Origin of the sequence: Sphingobium mellinum, assembly GCF_037860795.1 — a bacterium.
In the GTDB taxonomy this organism is placed as follows: Bacteria; Pseudomonadota; Alphaproteobacteria; order Sphingomonadales; family Sphingomonadaceae; genus Sphingobium; species Sphingobium mellinum.
This window is the reverse complement of sequence record NZ_JBANRK010000001.1, coordinates 563805-579094: the sequence shown is the minus strand read 5'-3', so window position 1 is coordinate 579094 and position 15290 is coordinate 563805. Positions and strand designations below refer to the sequence as shown.

At 64.7% G+C, this 15290-nt stretch carries 16 protein-coding genes and 1 pseudogene; 8 read left to right on the top strand and 9 right to left on the bottom strand.

The features are described from left to right. The first annotated feature begins 15 nt into the window (after window positions 1-15). Complete coding sequence (pyk, locus tag AAC640_RS02930; protein ID WP_340264572.1) at window positions 16-1467, top strand: pyruvate kinase; 1452 nt, start codon at window positions 16-18, stop codon at window positions 1465-1467. Window positions 1468-1566: 99 nt separating this feature from the next. Here pyk and AAC640_RS02925 read toward each other — a convergent pair whose 3' ends face one another. Then, entirely contained in the window at window positions 1567-2178 is a 612-nt protein-coding gene (locus tag AAC640_RS02925) for an HAD family hydrolase (protein ID WP_340264571.1), read from the bottom strand. Window positions 2179-2182: 4 nt separating this feature from the next. Further along, window positions 2183-2308 carry a type B 50S ribosomal protein L36 gene (ykgO, locus tag AAC640_RS02920; protein WP_004210176.1) on the bottom strand — a complete coding sequence of 42 codons (126 nt, stop codon included), beginning with the start codon at window positions 2306-2308 and terminating at the stop codon, window positions 2183-2185. Between the two features lie 198 nt (window positions 2309-2506). On the opposite strand from ykgO, the gene AAC640_RS02915 reads away from it, so the two are divergent. Continuing rightward, complete coding sequence (locus tag AAC640_RS02915) at window positions 2507-3103, top strand: DUF4136 domain-containing protein (protein ID WP_340264570.1); 597 nt, start codon at window positions 2507-2509, stop codon at window positions 3101-3103. After that, the gene (locus AAC640_RS02910; protein ID WP_340264569.1) at window positions 3100-4230 is read left to right on the top strand and encodes a M14 family metallopeptidase; all 1131 of its coding nucleotides are present in this window, start codon (window positions 3100-3102) and stop codon (window positions 4228-4230) included. The genes AAC640_RS02915 and AAC640_RS02910 overlap by 4 nt, the downstream gene beginning before the upstream one ends. 36 nt (window positions 4231-4266) lie before the next feature. On the opposite strand, the gene AAC640_RS02905 is transcribed toward AAC640_RS02910, so the two are convergent. From AAC640_RS02905 to AAC640_RS02895, 3 genes are all read right to left on the bottom strand, one after another. Then, window positions 4267-4986, bottom strand: coding sequence for a dienelactone hydrolase family protein (locus AAC640_RS02905; RefSeq protein ID WP_340264568.1), 720 nt, complete (start codon window positions 4984-4986; stop codon window positions 4267-4269). A gap of 121 nt (window positions 4987-5107) precedes the next feature. Next, entirely contained in the window at window positions 5108-6109 is a 1002-nt protein-coding gene (locus AAC640_RS02900) for a 50S ribosomal protein L11 methyltransferase (RefSeq protein ID WP_340264567.1), read from the bottom strand. Window positions 6110-6183: 74 nt separating this feature from the next. Then, entirely contained in the window at window positions 6184-7476 is a 1293-nt protein-coding gene (locus AAC640_RS02895; protein WP_340264566.1) for a methyl-accepting chemotaxis protein, read from the bottom strand. 203 nt (window positions 7477-7679) lie between these two features. Between AAC640_RS02895 and sdhC the strand changes: the two genes are divergently transcribed. The 4 genes from sdhC (at window position 7680) to aat (ending at window position 11292) form a co-directional block, all read left to right on the top strand. Continuing rightward, complete coding sequence (gene sdhC, locus AAC640_RS02890; RefSeq protein WP_340264565.1) at window positions 7680-8075, top strand: succinate dehydrogenase, cytochrome b556 subunit; 396 nt, start codon at window positions 7680-7682, stop codon at window positions 8073-8075. Continuing rightward, window positions 8075-8464: a succinate dehydrogenase, hydrophobic membrane anchor protein gene (sdhD, locus tag AAC640_RS02885; protein WP_340264564.1), complete on the top strand. Its 390-nt coding sequence runs from the start codon at window positions 8075-8077 to the stop codon at window positions 8462-8464. The genes sdhC and sdhD overlap by 1 nt, the downstream gene beginning before the upstream one ends. Then, a complete protein-coding gene (gene sdhA, locus AAC640_RS02880; protein ID WP_340264563.1) occupies window positions 8464-10278 on the top strand; it encodes a succinate dehydrogenase flavoprotein subunit in 1815 nt (604 codons plus the stop codon). The genes sdhD and sdhA overlap by 1 nt, the downstream gene beginning before the upstream one ends. Before the next feature lie 261 nt (window positions 10279-10539). Beyond that, the gene (gene aat / locus AAC640_RS02875; protein WP_340264562.1) at window positions 10540-11292 is read left to right on the top strand and encodes a leucyl/phenylalanyl-tRNA--protein transferase; all 753 of its coding nucleotides are present in this window, start codon (window positions 10540-10542) and stop codon (window positions 11290-11292) included. A gap of 35 nt (window positions 11293-11327) precedes the next feature. Here the strand turns inward: aat and AAC640_RS02870 are convergent. The 4 genes and pseudogenes from AAC640_RS02870 to AAC640_RS02855 all read right to left on the bottom strand — a co-directional run. Further along, window positions 11328-11498, bottom strand: a pseudogene (locus AAC640_RS02870) (DUF2155 domain-containing protein); the annotation flags it as partial. 233 nt (window positions 11499-11731) lie between these two features. After that, window positions 11732-12130: an NADH:ubiquinone oxidoreductase subunit NDUFA12 gene (locus AAC640_RS02865; RefSeq protein WP_340264561.1), complete on the bottom strand. Its 399-nt coding sequence runs from the start codon at window positions 12128-12130 to the stop codon at window positions 11732-11734. Window positions 12131-12180: 50 nt separating this feature from the next. After that, window positions 12181-12708: a DUF192 domain-containing protein gene (locus AAC640_RS02860; protein ID WP_340264560.1), complete on the bottom strand. Its 528-nt coding sequence runs from the start codon at window positions 12706-12708 to the stop codon at window positions 12181-12183. A 55-nt stretch (window positions 12709-12763) separates the two neighbouring features. Then, complete coding sequence (locus AAC640_RS02855; RefSeq protein ID WP_340264881.1) at window positions 12764-13288, bottom strand: regulatory protein RecX; 525 nt, start codon at window positions 13286-13288, stop codon at window positions 12764-12766. A gap of 149 nt (window positions 13289-13437) precedes the next feature. On the opposite strand from AAC640_RS02855, the gene AAC640_RS02850 reads away from it, so the two are divergent. Continuing rightward, entirely contained in the window at window positions 13438-15198 is a 1761-nt protein-coding gene (locus AAC640_RS02850; RefSeq protein ID WP_340264559.1) for a fatty acyl-AMP ligase, read from the top strand. The last annotated feature ends 92 nt before the right edge of the window (window positions 15199-15290 follow it).

Here is a 15290-nt window from a genome sequence, read left to right as displayed (position 1 = left end):
GGAGCATCGAGAAGAATGACGAAGCTGCCGCCCCGTTCGCGCAAGGTGCGTATCCTGGCGACCCTGGGCCCCGCGAGCGACAGTCCGGAGATGATCCGGGCGCTTTTCATTGCCGGGGCCGACGCGTTCCGCATCAACATGAGCCATGGCGCGCATGAAGACCATGCCGCCCGGATCACCGCGATCCGGGGACTGGAAAGGGAATTCAGCCGGCCGACCACGATCCTGGCCGACCTGCAAGGTCCCAAGCTGCGCGTCGGCACGTTCGAGCGCGGGCTGGCGGTGCTGGAACCCGGCGCGGGCTTCGTGCTGGATGGCGATGTGGCGCCGGGCGACGCGCGCCGCGTGAACCTGCCGCATCCGGAAATCTACGCGGCGGTGCTGCCCGAAACGCGGCTTCTGCTGGACGATGGCAAGCTGGTGCTGCGCGTCAAGTCGGTCACGCCCGACCGCATCGAAACCATCGTCGAAGTGGGCGGTACCCTGTCGAACCGCAAGGGCGTCAACGTGCCCGACGTGGTCGTGCCGGTGCCGGCGCTGACCGACAAGGATCGCCGGGACCTCGCCTTTGCAATCACGCAGGGTTGCGACTGGATCGCGCTCAGCTTCGTGCAGCGGCCCGAGGATTTGGCGGAGGCACGCAAGCTGATGGGCGGCTATGGCGCCCTCATGGCCAAGATTGAAAAGCCATCGGCGGTTCAGCGGCTGGAAGAAATCATCGAGCTGGCCGACGGGGTCATGGTGGCGCGCGGCGACCTGGGCGTCGAACTGCCGCCCCAGGCCGTGCCGCCCTTGCAGAAGCAGATCGTCGCGACGGCGCGGCGCATGGGGCGGCCGGTGGTGGTGGCGACCCAGATGCTCGAATCGATGATCAAGGCGCCGACGCCGACCCGTGCGGAAGTGTCGGACGTGGCGACCGCCGTCTATGACGGGGCGGACGCGATCATGTTGTCGGCTGAAACGGCCGCGGGCGACTGGCCGGAGGCGGCGGTGGCGATGATGGACAGCATCGCCCACAGCGTAGAGCGCGACCCTGGCTATTTCGCCCGGCTCCATTTTACCGAAACGAAACCCGATTCCACCACGGCCGATGCCCTGGCGGAGGGGGCGGCGGGCATCGTGTCGGTCGTGGGGGCGAGCGCGATCACCTGCTTTACCTCATCGGGCAGCACGGTCCGCCGGGTAGCGCGGGAGCGGCCGTTGACCCCTATATTGGCGCTGACCCCGCGCGCGGATACGGCGCGCAAGCTGGGGCTGACCTGGGGCGTACATGCCGTGCGGACCAAGGACATCGGCACGTTCGAGGAAATGGTCGGCAAGGCGCGGCGCATGGCGTTGCGGCACAACATGACCCATAAGGGTGGCAAGATCGTCGTGCTGGCGGGGGTGCCGTTCGGCACGCCGGGGTCAACCAACGTGCTGCATGTCGCCACCATTCGCGGCGATGAGCTCAAGGGGCGGGATTAGAGCGTTTTCCAGGCAGATGGCATCATCTGCTGACTTGGAAAATGCGGAAAATACAAGAGGAATTGAGCATAATCCGATCCAGTCAGATCGGATTATGCTCTAGAGCAGGCCGATCGCGCCCAACTGGCCGCGCAGCGTCGCCGCGTCCCGGAACTGATGCGATCGTATGCCGAGCGCCTGCGCCGCCGCGACATTCTCCTCGCGATCGTCGATGAAAAAGCTTTCGTGCGGCGCAAGGCCGAAGCGGTCGAGCGCCAGGCGGTAGATGGCGGGATCGGGCTTGACCAGTCCTTCCACGCCCGACACCAGTATGTCGCGGAATGGCGCGAACAGCTCGGCTTCGCGGGCATGGAAGGGCGCCCAGAACTCGGCACTGAAATTGGTGAGGCCATAAAGCGGCACCCCGCGCTGGTGCAGGTCGGCCACGAGTTCGGGCATTCCCGCCACGGCCGGCTGGACGCTGTCGATGAACCGCTCGCCCCACAGGCGAATCAGCGGTGCGTGATCGGGATGGCGGGCGATCAGTTCCGCGCTGGTTTCCGCGAAAGGCCGCCCCACGTCATGCTGGGCGTGCCATTCCGTCGTGATGACATCGCGCAAAAACGCATCGAGCGCCTGATCATCCTGGATCAGGCGCTCGTAGAGGAGCCGGGGCTCCCAATGGTACAGGACATTGCCGACGTCGAATATGACGGCGACGATATCCGCCAAGGGATCAGCCCTGGCGCGCCTTGAAGCGGCGATTCGTCTTGTTGATGACGTAGGTGCGGCCGCGACGGCGGATCACGCGGTTGTCCCGGTGACGGCCCTTGAGCGACTTGAGCGAGTTGCGGATCTTCATGGAAGCCAGCCTTATGAATCTGTACGTGATCGTAAAATCGAAGCGCAGCCCCTATGGGGGGGGCGGCGGAAAGTCAAGGGCGCGACACCGCTCTTTTGCCCGCGTTCATCCTGCGTGCAGCAAAGATAGGGCTTCACGCGTTGAGGGAAATGCCTGGCCGGCGCCGTGTATGGGGCAAGGCAACCGTCGGAGATGACCATGATGAAGCAGTTTCTTCTTCCTTCCATCCTGCTTGCTTCGCTGGCCGGCTGTGCGACGGCGGTGCCGCCCGTGGAAGTGACTCGCTTCCATGTGGGCGATCCGGCGCGCAGCGGCGCGATCGCGGTGGAGGAAATGCCCGGCAATCCGGACGTGAGCCTGGAATTCCGTACCTATGCCGCCGCCGTCGACCAGGAATTGCAGCGGGTCGGCTTCACCTCGGCGGCGCCCGGCGCGCGCAGTGACTATGTCGCTTTGGTGGGCTTCCGCCGCAGCTTCCGGCCGACCGGCTATGGCGATGATGGCCGCCCGGTCAGCGTCGGCGTTGGCGGCGCCGTTGGCAGCCGGGGCTATTCCGGCCTGGGCCTCGGCATTGGCATCAACCTGTCGGGACGGCCCAAGGATGAGGTGACGACAGAGCTTCAGGTGCAGATCCGCCGGCGGTCCGATTCGAGCACCATCTGGGAAGGGCGGGCGCTGACGCAGGCGCGCGAAGGCACGCCCGCCGCGCAGCCCGGCCTTGCCGCGCAAAAGCTCGCGGCGGCGTTGATCGGGGGCTATCCCGGTGAATCGGGGCGCACTATAACCGTGCGATGACCATCTCGATCACGAGCGCCTTCGACAGCGGCAATATTCGCCTCCTCTCCCTTTCCGAAACCGCCGCCGGCGTCCGGGTCGAACTGGAAATCCTCAAGGATCGGCAGAGCGACTTCTACCAGTGGTTCCATTTCCGCGTCGCGGGTGTCGAGGGGCGGGCAGTGGAACTGGCGATCCGCAATTGCGGCACGGCGGCCTATCCCGACGGCTGGCCGGGCTACAAGGCGCGCGCCAGCGAGGATCGCGAAAGCTGGCGGCAGGTCGACACCAGCTATTCCGGCGGTACGCTGACCATCAGCCTCAAGCCGCGGGTCAATGCGGTCTGGATCGCCTATTTCGCGCCCTATTCGATGGAACGGCACCATGACCTCGTCGCCTGGGCGGCGAGCCAGCCCGGGGTGGTGCACCGCGAACTCGGCCTATCGCTGGACGGCCAGCCCATCGACCTGCTGACGCTGGGGGATGGGCCGAAGAGGGTATGGCTCTACGCCCGCCAGCATCCGGGCGAAAGCATGGCGGAATGGTGGGCCGAAGGCGCGCTGGAACGGCTGTGTGATCCCGAGGATGCGGTGGCGAGGCTGCTGCGTACGAAAGCGACATTCTACATCCTGCCGAACATGAACCCGGACGGCAGTCGGCGCGGGCATCTGCGCACCAATGCGGCGGGCATCAACCTCAACCGCGAATGGCATGACCCGTCGATGGAACGGAGCCCGGAAGTCTGTCTCGTGCGCGGGGCGATGGATGAGGCTGGCGTCGACTTTGCGATCGACGTGCATGGGGACGAGGCGATCCCGGCCGTGTTCCTCGCGGGGTTTGAAGGCATCCCGTCGATCCGGCCGGAACAGCTCGCCCTCTTCCACCGCTATCGCGACACGCTCGCCGCGCGGACGCCCGACTTCCAGACGAAGCGCGGTTATCCGGTGGCGGCCAAGGGCAAGGCCAACCTGTCCATGTCCACCAACCAGATCGCGGAACGCTTCGGCGCGGTGGCGATGACGCTGGAAATGCCCTTCAAGGACAATGACGACTTGCCCGACCCCGAATATGGCTGGTCGCCCGCGCGATCGATGCAACTGGCAAAGGACTGCCTCGCGGTCCTGGCGGAGATGATCGACGCTATTTGAGCGGGGCGGGCGAGAGGGAGGCCAAGGTGGCCGCCATCAGCCGAACAGATCGCCAAGGAAATCCGCCATCGACCGGAAACTGCGCCGATCCGCCTCGGGTTGATAGGCCAGCCCCTTGTCCGGCATCTTCGCATCATGGTCAGTAAAGGCGTGGCCAGTGTGGCCATAGGCGTGAATCTGCCAGTCGCAGCCCGCCTCGGTCAGCTCCCGCGCCAGCGCCACGGTCGCCTCGGGCGGCGCGATCGGATCGTCCCAGCCATGGCAGATCAGCAGTTTCGTCCTGATCCGTTCGCTGGGAAAGGGAGGCGCGTCATAGACGCCATGGAAACTCACCCCGCCCGCCAGATCGGCGCCGCTGCGCGCGAGATCGAGCACGCATTTGCCGCCGAAGCAGAAGCCGATCGCCGCCGTGCGCGCAGCGTCCACTTCCTCGCGCGAACGAAGCAGGTCGTGCGCAGCGGTCAGCCGCTCGCGCAACAGGGAACGATCGGCATTCAGTTCGGCCATGTAGCGGCCCATGTCGGGGTCGGCGCGGCTGGTCCGCTTGCCCTGGCCATACAGATCGGTGACCAGCACTGCATAACCCAGGGCGGCGACCTTTTCGGCATGGACGAAGTCCGCTTCCTTGGTGCCGAGCACATTGGGGAACAGCAGGATGCCGGGACGCGGCCCGTCCGCCCGATCGTCGAACACCGCCATGCTTTCGAAAGTGCCGCCAGGAGCTTCATGAAGGACGACGCGGCGGGCGATGGTCATGGTGCTGCTCCTTGGACGTGGGCGAAGCGTCGAATTTAGGGACTTTGATGCCGGTGGCAACCACGGTTCGGGCCAGCCGCCCGTCCTGCCTCCGTGCGCGCCGATCCTGTCGAGGCGGGCCTCAGAGGCTCCCGAAGCCCGGCGCCTCGCCCCGTGCGCCGCTGTCGATGCGCCTCGGGCGCTTCCAGCCGATCCGGGGGCGCTTGCGCAGGCGCAGCGTCGGCCAGTGGCCCCGGTCGATCCGCTCGGCAAGGCGCATCCCCTGCGCGCGATAGGCGGCCAGCACCGCGTCCGCCTGGCCTTCGAGCAGCCCGGCGAGCAGGAGGGTGCCGCCTTCGTCAACGAGCGCGCAGAGCGAGGGCGCGAGTTCGATCAGCGGGCCGGCGAGGATGTTGGCGATCAGCAGGTCGTAGGGCGCTCGCGTGGTGATCGCGGGATGATCTGCCCCTGCCGCCGTATAAAGGGCAAGCTGGCCCTGTCCTCGCCCTGCCGCAACGCCATTGGCTGCGGCGTTCTGAGCGCTGATCTCGACCGCGACGGGATCGATGTCCGACCCGGTCGCATAGGCGCGGGGCCAGAGATGAAGGGCGGCGAAGGCGAGCAGGCCGGTGCCCGTACCGATGTCGGCGACATTGCCGAACCGCATGCCGATTCGCCGCATCCGATCCAGCATGACCAGGCAGCCTGCCGTCGTTTCATGTTGTCCCGTGCCGAAGGCGCGGCCCGCTTCTATGAGGAAATTGACGTGATCCGGCCGTTCAGGATCGCTGGCGAGATTGCGGATATGGAAGCGGCCGGCGGTGACGGCCTCAAGGCCCTGCTGGCTTAGCGTCACCCAATCCTCGTCGGGCAACTGCTCGACCGTTGGCCTGGTGCCCGCGGCGCTGGGGACCAGCGATCGCAGCAGCTTGATGGCGGCTGGGCTTGGCTCGCCTTCGAAATAGGCGTCAAGCCGCCAGGCATTGTCATCGTCGGGCGAGGCTTCGCTCGTCATCAGCACGGGCGGCCGATCCATGAGCGCGAAAGCGGCGATCTCGCCGTCCAGGGCCTCCGCTTCTGCACGGGTGCAGGGCAGGGTGACTTTCCAGCTTTGCGACGACGAAGGAGCGGCAAGTTCGGTCATGCCGCTGCCTCTACTCCAGCAAGGGCAGCAGGGGAAGCGAGTCGGTCGCCGCGCGGGTGGCGGCGAACCTCGCCTCAGGCCACCTGCCGGCCGAAGTCCGAAGAGGCGTGACGCAGGCTCGTCAGCTTGCCTTCCACGCTCATGAAGCCTCGTTCCAGCTGATCGATTTCGGACGCGACAACCTCTGTATCCTGCCGGATCGCGGATATGGTGGTCGACATCGAATCGGCGGCCAGCGCGGTTTCGTCCACTGCTGCGGTGATCATGGTCACGGTCTGCGCCTGGGCGTCCATCGCATGGCGGATCCGGTCTGCGCTCGCCTGCACTTCGCCCACCGTTTCGCGAATTCGTTCATTGGTTTCGACCGATTGGCGCGTCGACGCCTGGATGTCGGCGATCTTGCCGGCAATCTCGTCGGTCGCGCGCGCCGTCTGGTTGGCGAGGCTCTTCACTTCCTGAGCGACGACCGCGAAGCCCCGGCCGGCGTCGCCAGCGCGGGCGGCCTCGATCGTGGCGTTGAGCGCAAGCAGATTTGTCTGCCCGGCGATGTCGCGGATCAGGCCCAGGATCGATTCAATCGACTTGGCATGTTCCGACAGGGTGGCGGACATCGTTACGGCGTCGCCAGACTGGCGAGCCGCGCGTTGCGCCACGCCCGCGGCGCTTTCCACCTCGGTACGGGCATCCTCGATCGCCCGGATCAGACCGGCTGAGGTGCGGGCCGCTTCCCGCATCGCCAGCGCGGACTGTTCGGCGGCTGCGGCGACTTCCGATGCCTTGCCCAGCATCCCGCGGGTCGCGGCCGACGCGTCCTTCGCCTGTTCGCGCAGCGATTCGCCCAGATGCGAAGCGCTGTCGATCTCGCCCATGATGCGCTGTTCGAACATCGTGCCGAACCGTTGCCGCTCGCTGCGCTGTTCCGCCGCTTCGTCGAGCGCCTTCACATTGGCCATGAGGCTGGCATCGACCATGGCGACGTTCATCATGATGCTGACCAGGCGCCGCAGCGTCGCCGGGTCGTCCACGCGCTGCCACAGCAGGTCCACCATCACTTCATTGGCAAGCGACATCGGCAGGAGCACCGCCTTCAGCGGTGCGCCATGCTTGCGCGCGTGGCGCACGCATTCCGTTGTGGATAGTGCCCAGTCACCGGCTTCATAATGGTTAAGCTTCTGGCGCACATACTCATGCGCTTCGGTCTCGATCTTCGCGACGGTCGAGGCGGCCAGGCGTGAGCGCAGGCCGGTCTGTTCCATATAGGATTCGTAGAAGGTGCGCGCGGCCGCGGAAGCCTCGTCGCCGATGATCGCGCGTATTTCTTTCATGCCTTTGGCCAGATCGCCCTGGGCGTCTGCGTCCTTCAACATTTCTAAGATGGAGTTCTTGGACGTGGCGGAAGTCATGTGCGGCAGCATCCCAATCTTTTTCCCGTTGCTCGCCTGATAACGCAATCTGGTTAATCACTTCTTAGCCGCGATCGGCCGAACGCTCGGACGGGGCGGCTTGCCCTCTTGTCCGTTCGCTCTTAAGGGGACGGGAATCAGGGACAAGCATCAGGGACGGAATTGACATGGCGCGAACCAAGAGCCGGCCGCTCTCGCCGCATTTGACGATCTGGAAATGGGGGCCGCACATGGCGATCTCCATCCTGCACCGCGTGACCGGAAACGGCCTCGCCACCGTCGGAATCCTGGGCGTGGTGTGGTGGTTGATGGCAACCGCCATGGGCCCCGACGCCTATGCCCAGTTCGTCAGATGCGCCACCTCGCCGCTTGGCTATCTGGTAATGATCGGGATCAGCTGGTTCTTCTTCCAGCACATGATGTCGGGGCTGCGCCATTTCGTGCTCGACATGGGCGCGGGCTATGAACTGAACACCAACAAGACCTGGTCGCTTGTCATCCCGGTCCTGTCGACGCTTGCCACCGTGGCGCTGTGGGCCACCATCTTCTCGGGGAAAATCTGATGGGAAACGGAACCGGAATCGGTCGCGTCCGTGGCCTTGGATCGGCCAGGCATGGCGCGCATCACTGGTTGGCGCAGCGTTATACCGCCGTGGGCAACCTGCTGCTGGTCCTGTGGTTGATCTTCAGCCTGGTGAGCCTGCCCGGCCTGGACTATGAAAGCGTCCGCAACTGGATTGCCAATCCGCTGGTCGCCGTGCCCCTGATGCTGATGCTGGTCAGCATCTTTTATCATCTCCGCCTGGGCATGCAGGTCATGCTGGAGGATTATGTTCACGACAAGGGCCTGAACTTCTTCTCCATCCTGCTCTTGAACTTCTACACCATCGCCGGCGCGGCCGCCGGCATCTTCGCCATCGCGAAGATCGCATTCACGGGAGCAGCTTCCTGATGACCGAAGCCTACAAGATCATCGATCATACCTACGATACGGTCGTGGTGGGCGCGGGCGGTTCAGGCCTGCGCGCGACCATGGGCAGCGCCGAAGCCGGCCTCAAGACCGCTTGCATCACCAAGCTGTTCCCCACTCGCAGCCACACCGTGGCGGCTCAGGGCGGTATCGCGGCGAGTCTGGGCAATAATTCCCCCGATCACTGGACCTGGCATATGTACGACACCGTCAAGGGGTCGGACTGGCTGGGCGACCAGGACGCGATCGAATATATGGTGCGCGAGGCGCCGGCGGCGGTTATCGAGCTGGAACATGCCGGCGTGCCGTTCAGCCGCAACGACAATGGGACGATCTACCAGCGTCCGTTCGGCGGCCACATGCAGAATATGGGCGCTGGCCCGCCGGTGCAGCGCACCTGCGCCGCTGCCGACCGTACCGGCCACGCCATGCTGCACGCGCTGTATCAGCAGTCGCTGAAATATGACGCAGACTTCTACATCGAATATTTCGCCATAGACCTGATCATGGAAGATGGGCCGAACGGCAAGGAATGCCGTGGCGTCATCGCCATCTGCATGGAAGATGGCTCGATCCACCGCTTCAAGGCGCATGCGGTCGTGCTGGCCACCGGTGGCTATGGTCGCGCCTATTTCTCGGCGACCTCGGCGCACAGCTGCACCGGCGACGGCGGCGGCATGGTGCTGCGCGCTGGCCTGCCGCTCCAGGATCTGGAATTCGTGCAGTTCCACCCGACCGGCATTTACGGCGCGGGCGTGCTCATCACCGAAGGCGCGCGCGGTGAGGGCGGTTACCTCACCAACTCCGAGGGCGAGCGTTTCATGGAGCGCTACGCCCCTTCGGCAAAGGACCTGGCATCGCGCGACGTCGTGTCGCGTTCGATGGCGATGGAAATGCGCGAGGGGCGCGGCGTGGGTCCCAACAAGGATCACATCTTCCTGCACCTCGACCATATCGATCCCAAGGTGCTGGCCGAGCGTCTGCCCGGCATCACCGAAAGCGGCAAGATTTTCGCGGGCGTCGACCTCACCCGCCAGCCTCTGCCGGTGACGCCGACCGTGCACTATAATATGGGCGGCATCCCCTGTAACTATCATGGTCAGGTGGTGACGAAGGTCGGCGACGATCCGGAAGTCGTCGTGCCCGGCCTCTATGCCGTCGGCGAAGCGGCCTGCGTGTCCGTCCATGGCGCGAACCGCCTGGGCTCCAACTCGCTGATTGACCTTGTCGTCTTTGGTCGCGCGACCGGCCTGCACCTCAAGGAAACGCTCAAGCCCAACGGCGCGCACAAGCCGCTGCCCAAGGAATCGGCCGATCTGGCGCTGAGTCGCCTCGACCACTACCGCAACGCCAAGGGCGGGTCGCCCACGGCGAAGATTCGCCTGGAAATGCAGCACACCATGCAGAAGCATGCCGCCGTGTTCCGCGACAGCGCGCTGCTCGCCGAAGGCGTGTCCAAGATGGCGCACGTCAACCAGAGCTTGCAGGACGTGGCCGTCACCGACCGGTCGCTGATCTGGAACACGGACCTCATCGAGACGCTGGAACTGGACAACCTCATGTCCCAGGCGGTCTGCACGATGGTCAGCGCGGAAAATCGTAAGGAAAGCCGCGGCGCCCACGCGCATGAGGATTTCCCCAACCGCGACGATGAAAACTGGATGAAGCACACGGTCAGCTGGTTTGACGGCTGGGGCGGCAAGGGTGGCAAGGTGTCGCTCGATTATCGCCCGGTGCATGACTATACGCTCACCGACGATGCTGAATATATCAAGCCGAAGGCGCGGGTTTACTAATCGATCGCGTTCCTGTGACGGATGTAAAGGGCGGGCCGCAAGGCTCGCCCTTTTTGTTGCCGTATCGCGTTCGACGAGGAAGTCGGTCGCCGAGGTGAAAGATTATCCGGCCGATCTGACCGTGTAGAGCGTGGCCGGGAATTGACCTTCTCGACCCTGCCTACCTGTATTTGGGCCTCCGCGAACGCTGAACGACCATCTCGGAAATCGAAAGCACGGCCCCTCTGGCGCCAGTGCAATCCTCCGGCTAAATCTCTGGCGATGACGATTGATCCGCTGGTGTTGTTGCAGGCTTATGCCATCGGCGTGTTCCCCATGTCCGACGACCGCGACGCCGAGGATGTCTACTGGATCGAGCCCAAGCGCCGAGCGATCCTGCCTCTCGACGGTTTCCACCTGTCCCACTCGCTTGCCAAGACGATACGCCGCGACCGGTTTCGGGTGACCGCAAACCGCGACTTCACGGGCATCATGCGATTATGCGCCGAGGCAGCGGAGGATCGGCCATCTACCTGGATCAATGCAGAGATCGAACAGACCTATCGCCACCTGCATGATATTGGCTTTGCCCATTCCATCGAAGTCTGGGAAAGCGAGGACTTGGTGGGCGGGCTTTATGGCGTGGCCCTGGGGCGCGCATTTTTCGGCGAAAGCATGGTGTCGCGGCGCACCGACGCTTCGAAGGTGGCGCTGGCCTGGCTGACGGCGCGGATGCGCTTTGCGGGCTTCACCCTGCTCGACTGCCAGTTCATGACCGATCATCTGCGATCGCTCGGCGCGATCGAGATCAGCCAGCGCGACTATCTCTCGCTGCTGGACGTGGCGGTCGGCGACGTGCCGCTGGGTTCCGGGCGCGGCGCATTGGTTGGCGGCTCGGGCGTTTGCGCGGAAATGGCGTTCGCGCCACTGGCGGGCGCGGCTTGGTCCGGCGGCTCGCCCTTGGCGCCCAGCTTCACTGTGCCGGGGCCGCTTTCCGGCCAGGACATCGCGCAGCTTCTGACCCATAGGTCGTAGATCGGGTGCTGGACGACGTTGCGGTCCGGCCGTTCCTTGAACAGCCAGCCCGAAAAGTTGCGGCGCCACTTGTTGTCCGCGGTGCTGCGAACGTCAAGCTGGACGAAAGCGCCGGTTTCCTGGACATTTTCCCAGGGCGCGGTGGTTTCGCATGCCTGCAGGCGGACGATCGCGTCCCCTACGCGCAGGGCGTCCCCCGGTTTCATGCTAAGGTCGGTGGTGATGCCGTTGCGCTTGTTGAGCAGTCCGATCACCGCCACCCGCTCGGCCATCGGCGTGCCCGGCAGCGCACCATCCACGCCATTGCGGATCTTCTGCCCTTCGATACGGACCGGCCCGCTCTGGTTGGCGGTGGGCAGGTCGTCGCCACCGCAGCCTGCCAGGAACGTCAGGACGGCGACAGGCAGAATCGGCAGGAATGCCCCCGCCCGGCCGCGAATCATGACGCGTCGGGGCTCCAGGCCTCGTAATCGCCGGTTGCCTTCTGCCGCTGGCCGCCTTTCTCGAGCGCTCCTGACGGGCGATAGGCATTGGCCGTGCCGGTGGCGTTTGGCGTGAAATCCCTTTCCCAGATGCGCGGCGGCGGCAGGAAGCTTTCCGGCGTTCCCTCAATCGAATGATGCAGCCAGCCATGCCATTCTGCCGGCACGCGGCTTGCGTCATTGCTGCCGTTGTAGATTACCCAGCGCCGGGCGCGGCCGTTTACGTCCTTGCCGCCCTCATAATAGATGTTGCCCTGATGATCCTCCCCCACCTTGGTGCCGTTGCGGGCGGTGAAGAGGGAGGTGCCGACGGTGGCGCCGTTCCACCAGGTAAAGATCTTGCCAAGGATTCCCATGGCCGAAGCGCTTAAGCCCGGGCCAGGGGATTGGCAAGGCGGATATGGCGTCAGCGCGTCGTCGGCGGGCAGAAATCCCGATTGGCCGGCGGCGTCCCGGCGTCCCCCGCGCACTCCCCCCATTCGACCGTGTCGCCTTCCTTCGCGCCGATGGCTGCGGCGCGTCCACCCGCCAGCTCAAGGACGGCCGAAACAGGCACGCCCGCCGATATCGGCTCACGCGAATAGGGCATGGTGTTGGCCGCGATGAAGGCGATCGTGCCGTCGGTGCGGACGAAGACCATGTCGAGCGGAATGAGCGTGTCCTTCATCCAGAAGCTGGCCGTGCGCGGCGGGTTCATGGGGAACAGCATACCGCCCCGTGGGTCGAGCGACTTGCGGAACATCAGCCCCCGTTCCTGTTCCTGCGCCGTCTGCGCCACTTCGACCGTGAAGCGCTGCGTGCCGCTGGAGGTATGGATCGCCAGAGGCACGCGGGTGAAGGTCTGGGCGGTTGCGCGGACGGCTTCTTCCGCCTTGGGCGCCGGCTGCGAGCAAGCGCCGAGCAGGGCGAGGCACAGGATGGTCAGTCGTGTCATAGGTGAAGAAAACTCGGAAGGTCGTGAGGGGCGACATCGGGGTACAGCGCCAGTCTTAATCATCTCTTTCCGGTACTTGACCGGGCATCGCGTCGGTCCAGCGGCGGGCGATGGCGTAGCTATGCCCCGCGCGCAGGAAAGCGGCGATCCATTTTTCGCGTTGCGCGGGATCTGGGCGCGTGCTGGCAAACGGTCCCAATCGCTTGCGCCGGGCGAAGCGTTCGGCCGCCGTCCAGCTTTCGTTCATCGCCTGATCACCGGCCTGGGCGCGGTCGGACTCGCCTATGCCTGCCGCGCGCAGGCTTTCATCGACCCGACGCGGACCGTAGCCGCGCCGTGTCAGCGCCGCCCCCTTCATCACGGCATAGCCGTTGTCGTCGACATAGCGCAGCTCGGCAAGGCGCTCGACCAATTGCTCGGCATCGGGGGGGGCTTCATCGCTCCAGCCGCGTTCCTGCACCTTGCGTTGCAGATAGGCCAGCAGCTTTGCGCGGCTGGTGGCGAAGCGGCCGACATAGCGCAACGCCAGTTCGCGAAGGCTGTCCTGATCCAGTGGAGATACGGCGCGTTTGCCTTTCATACCGGTGATCATGCGCGATGCGCCATCTTTATGCCACAGTAGGGCCGGAATTTTACCGCGCCTTGTGGGGTAGAAGTCCAGGCTGGAACGCAACTATCCGGTGCAAAGCGCATGCAAAGCTGTTAGCGGCGCGCTGAATAGGAAAAATGATGACATTGGGTGACACCAATATGACGGGTTCGCGAAGCATGATGGCACCAACGCCGACGATCGATACGCTGCCGCGCCGCTTCTCGGATTTCGAGACGCTGGGCGAGGCGCTGGATTATGCGGCCCAGGGGCATCGAGGCCTCAATTTCCATGATGCGCGCGGCAATCTGGCGCGGCCCTATTCCTTTGCCGAACTACGTCGCGACGCCATCGCCTGTGCTCATCGGTTGATCGCCCACGGGGTCAAGCCGCAGCATCGGGTGGCGCTGGTCGCGGAGACCGGACCGGAATTCGCCCAGATGTTCTTCGGCATCGTCTATGCCGGGGCCTGGCCGGTGCCGCTGCCGCTGCCGACCAGCTTCGGCGGCAAGGAAAGCTATATCGACCAGCTCAACGTCCAGCTGTCCAGCTGTGACCCGATGCTGTTCCTCTTCCCCAAGGAACTGGAAGAGATGGCGGGCGAATCCGGCCGGCAGAAGGCGGTCGAAAGCATCGCCTTTGAGGATTTCATCGCGCGCGAGGTCGTGCCCTGCGAATTGCCGCAGGCGCAGCCGCACGAAATTGCCTATCTGCAATATTCCAGCGGATCGACACGCTTTCCCCACGGTGTCGCCGTCACGCACCATGCGCTTCTCAGCAACCTGTCGGCGCACAGTCACGGCATGCAGGTGCAGGACAGCGACCGCTGTATCAGCTGGCTACCCTGGTATCATGACATGGGCCTGGTCGGCTGCTTCCTGTCGGTCGTCGCCAACCAGGTATCCACCGATTATATGAAGACAGAGGACTTCGCCCGCCGGCCCCTGGCGTGGCTGGACCTGATCAGCCGCAACGAAGGCACGTCCATCAGCTATTCGCCGACATTCGGCTATGACATTTGCGCGCGCCGCATGTCCAGCCAGACCAAGGCGCAGGACCGCTTCGACCTGTCGCGCTGGCGGCTGGCGGGAAATGGCGCGGACATGATCCGTCCGGACGTCATGCAGAGCTTCGTCGACGCTTTCGCCGATGCCGGGTTCAGCCCGAAGGCATTTCTGCCCAGCTATGGTCTTGCCGAGGCGACGCTGGCGGTCACCATCATGCCGCCGGGCGAAGGCATCATCGTCGAGCTGGTCGAGGAAACGGACCTGTCCGGCGGCGACGCGACCGAGGGTCGCCCGCAGCGTTTTCGTTCGATCGTGAATTGCGGCAAACCCGCCAAGGACATGATCGTCGAAATCCGCGACGAGGACGGCGCCGAGCTGAACGAACGCCAGATCGGCAAGGTCTGGACAACAGGTCCCAGTCTGATGGTCGGCTATTTCCGGGATCAGGAGGCGACCGATGCCTGCCTGGTCGACGGCTGGCTCGACACGGGCGACATGGGCTATCTCAGCGATGGCTATCTCTACATTGTCGGCCGTGCCAAGGACATGATTATCATCAACGGCAAGAATCACTGGCCACAGGACATTGAATGGGCGGTGGAGCAGCTGCCGGGGTTCAAGCAGGGGGACATCGCTGCCTTTGCGATCACCACGCCCGGCGGCGAGGAAGCGCCCGCCGTCCTGGTCCACTGCCGCACCTCGGACAATGACGAGCGCACGCGCCTGCGCGACCAGATCCGCGAGCGGGTTCGGGCGATCACCGGGATGAACTGCGTGGTTGAACTGGTGCCGCCCCGCACCTTGCCGCGCACCAGTTCAGGCAAGCTCAGCCGGTCCAAGGCTCGCAACCTGTATCTGGCAGGTGAAATTCGGCCCTACGACATCGCCGCCTGATTTAGCTTCGAGCACAGGTTACGGATTGCTAACCGCTGCCTGCTAAGGCGGGCGGATGCTAGGCAAATATCGCTCGTCGTCCCATCAGGCTC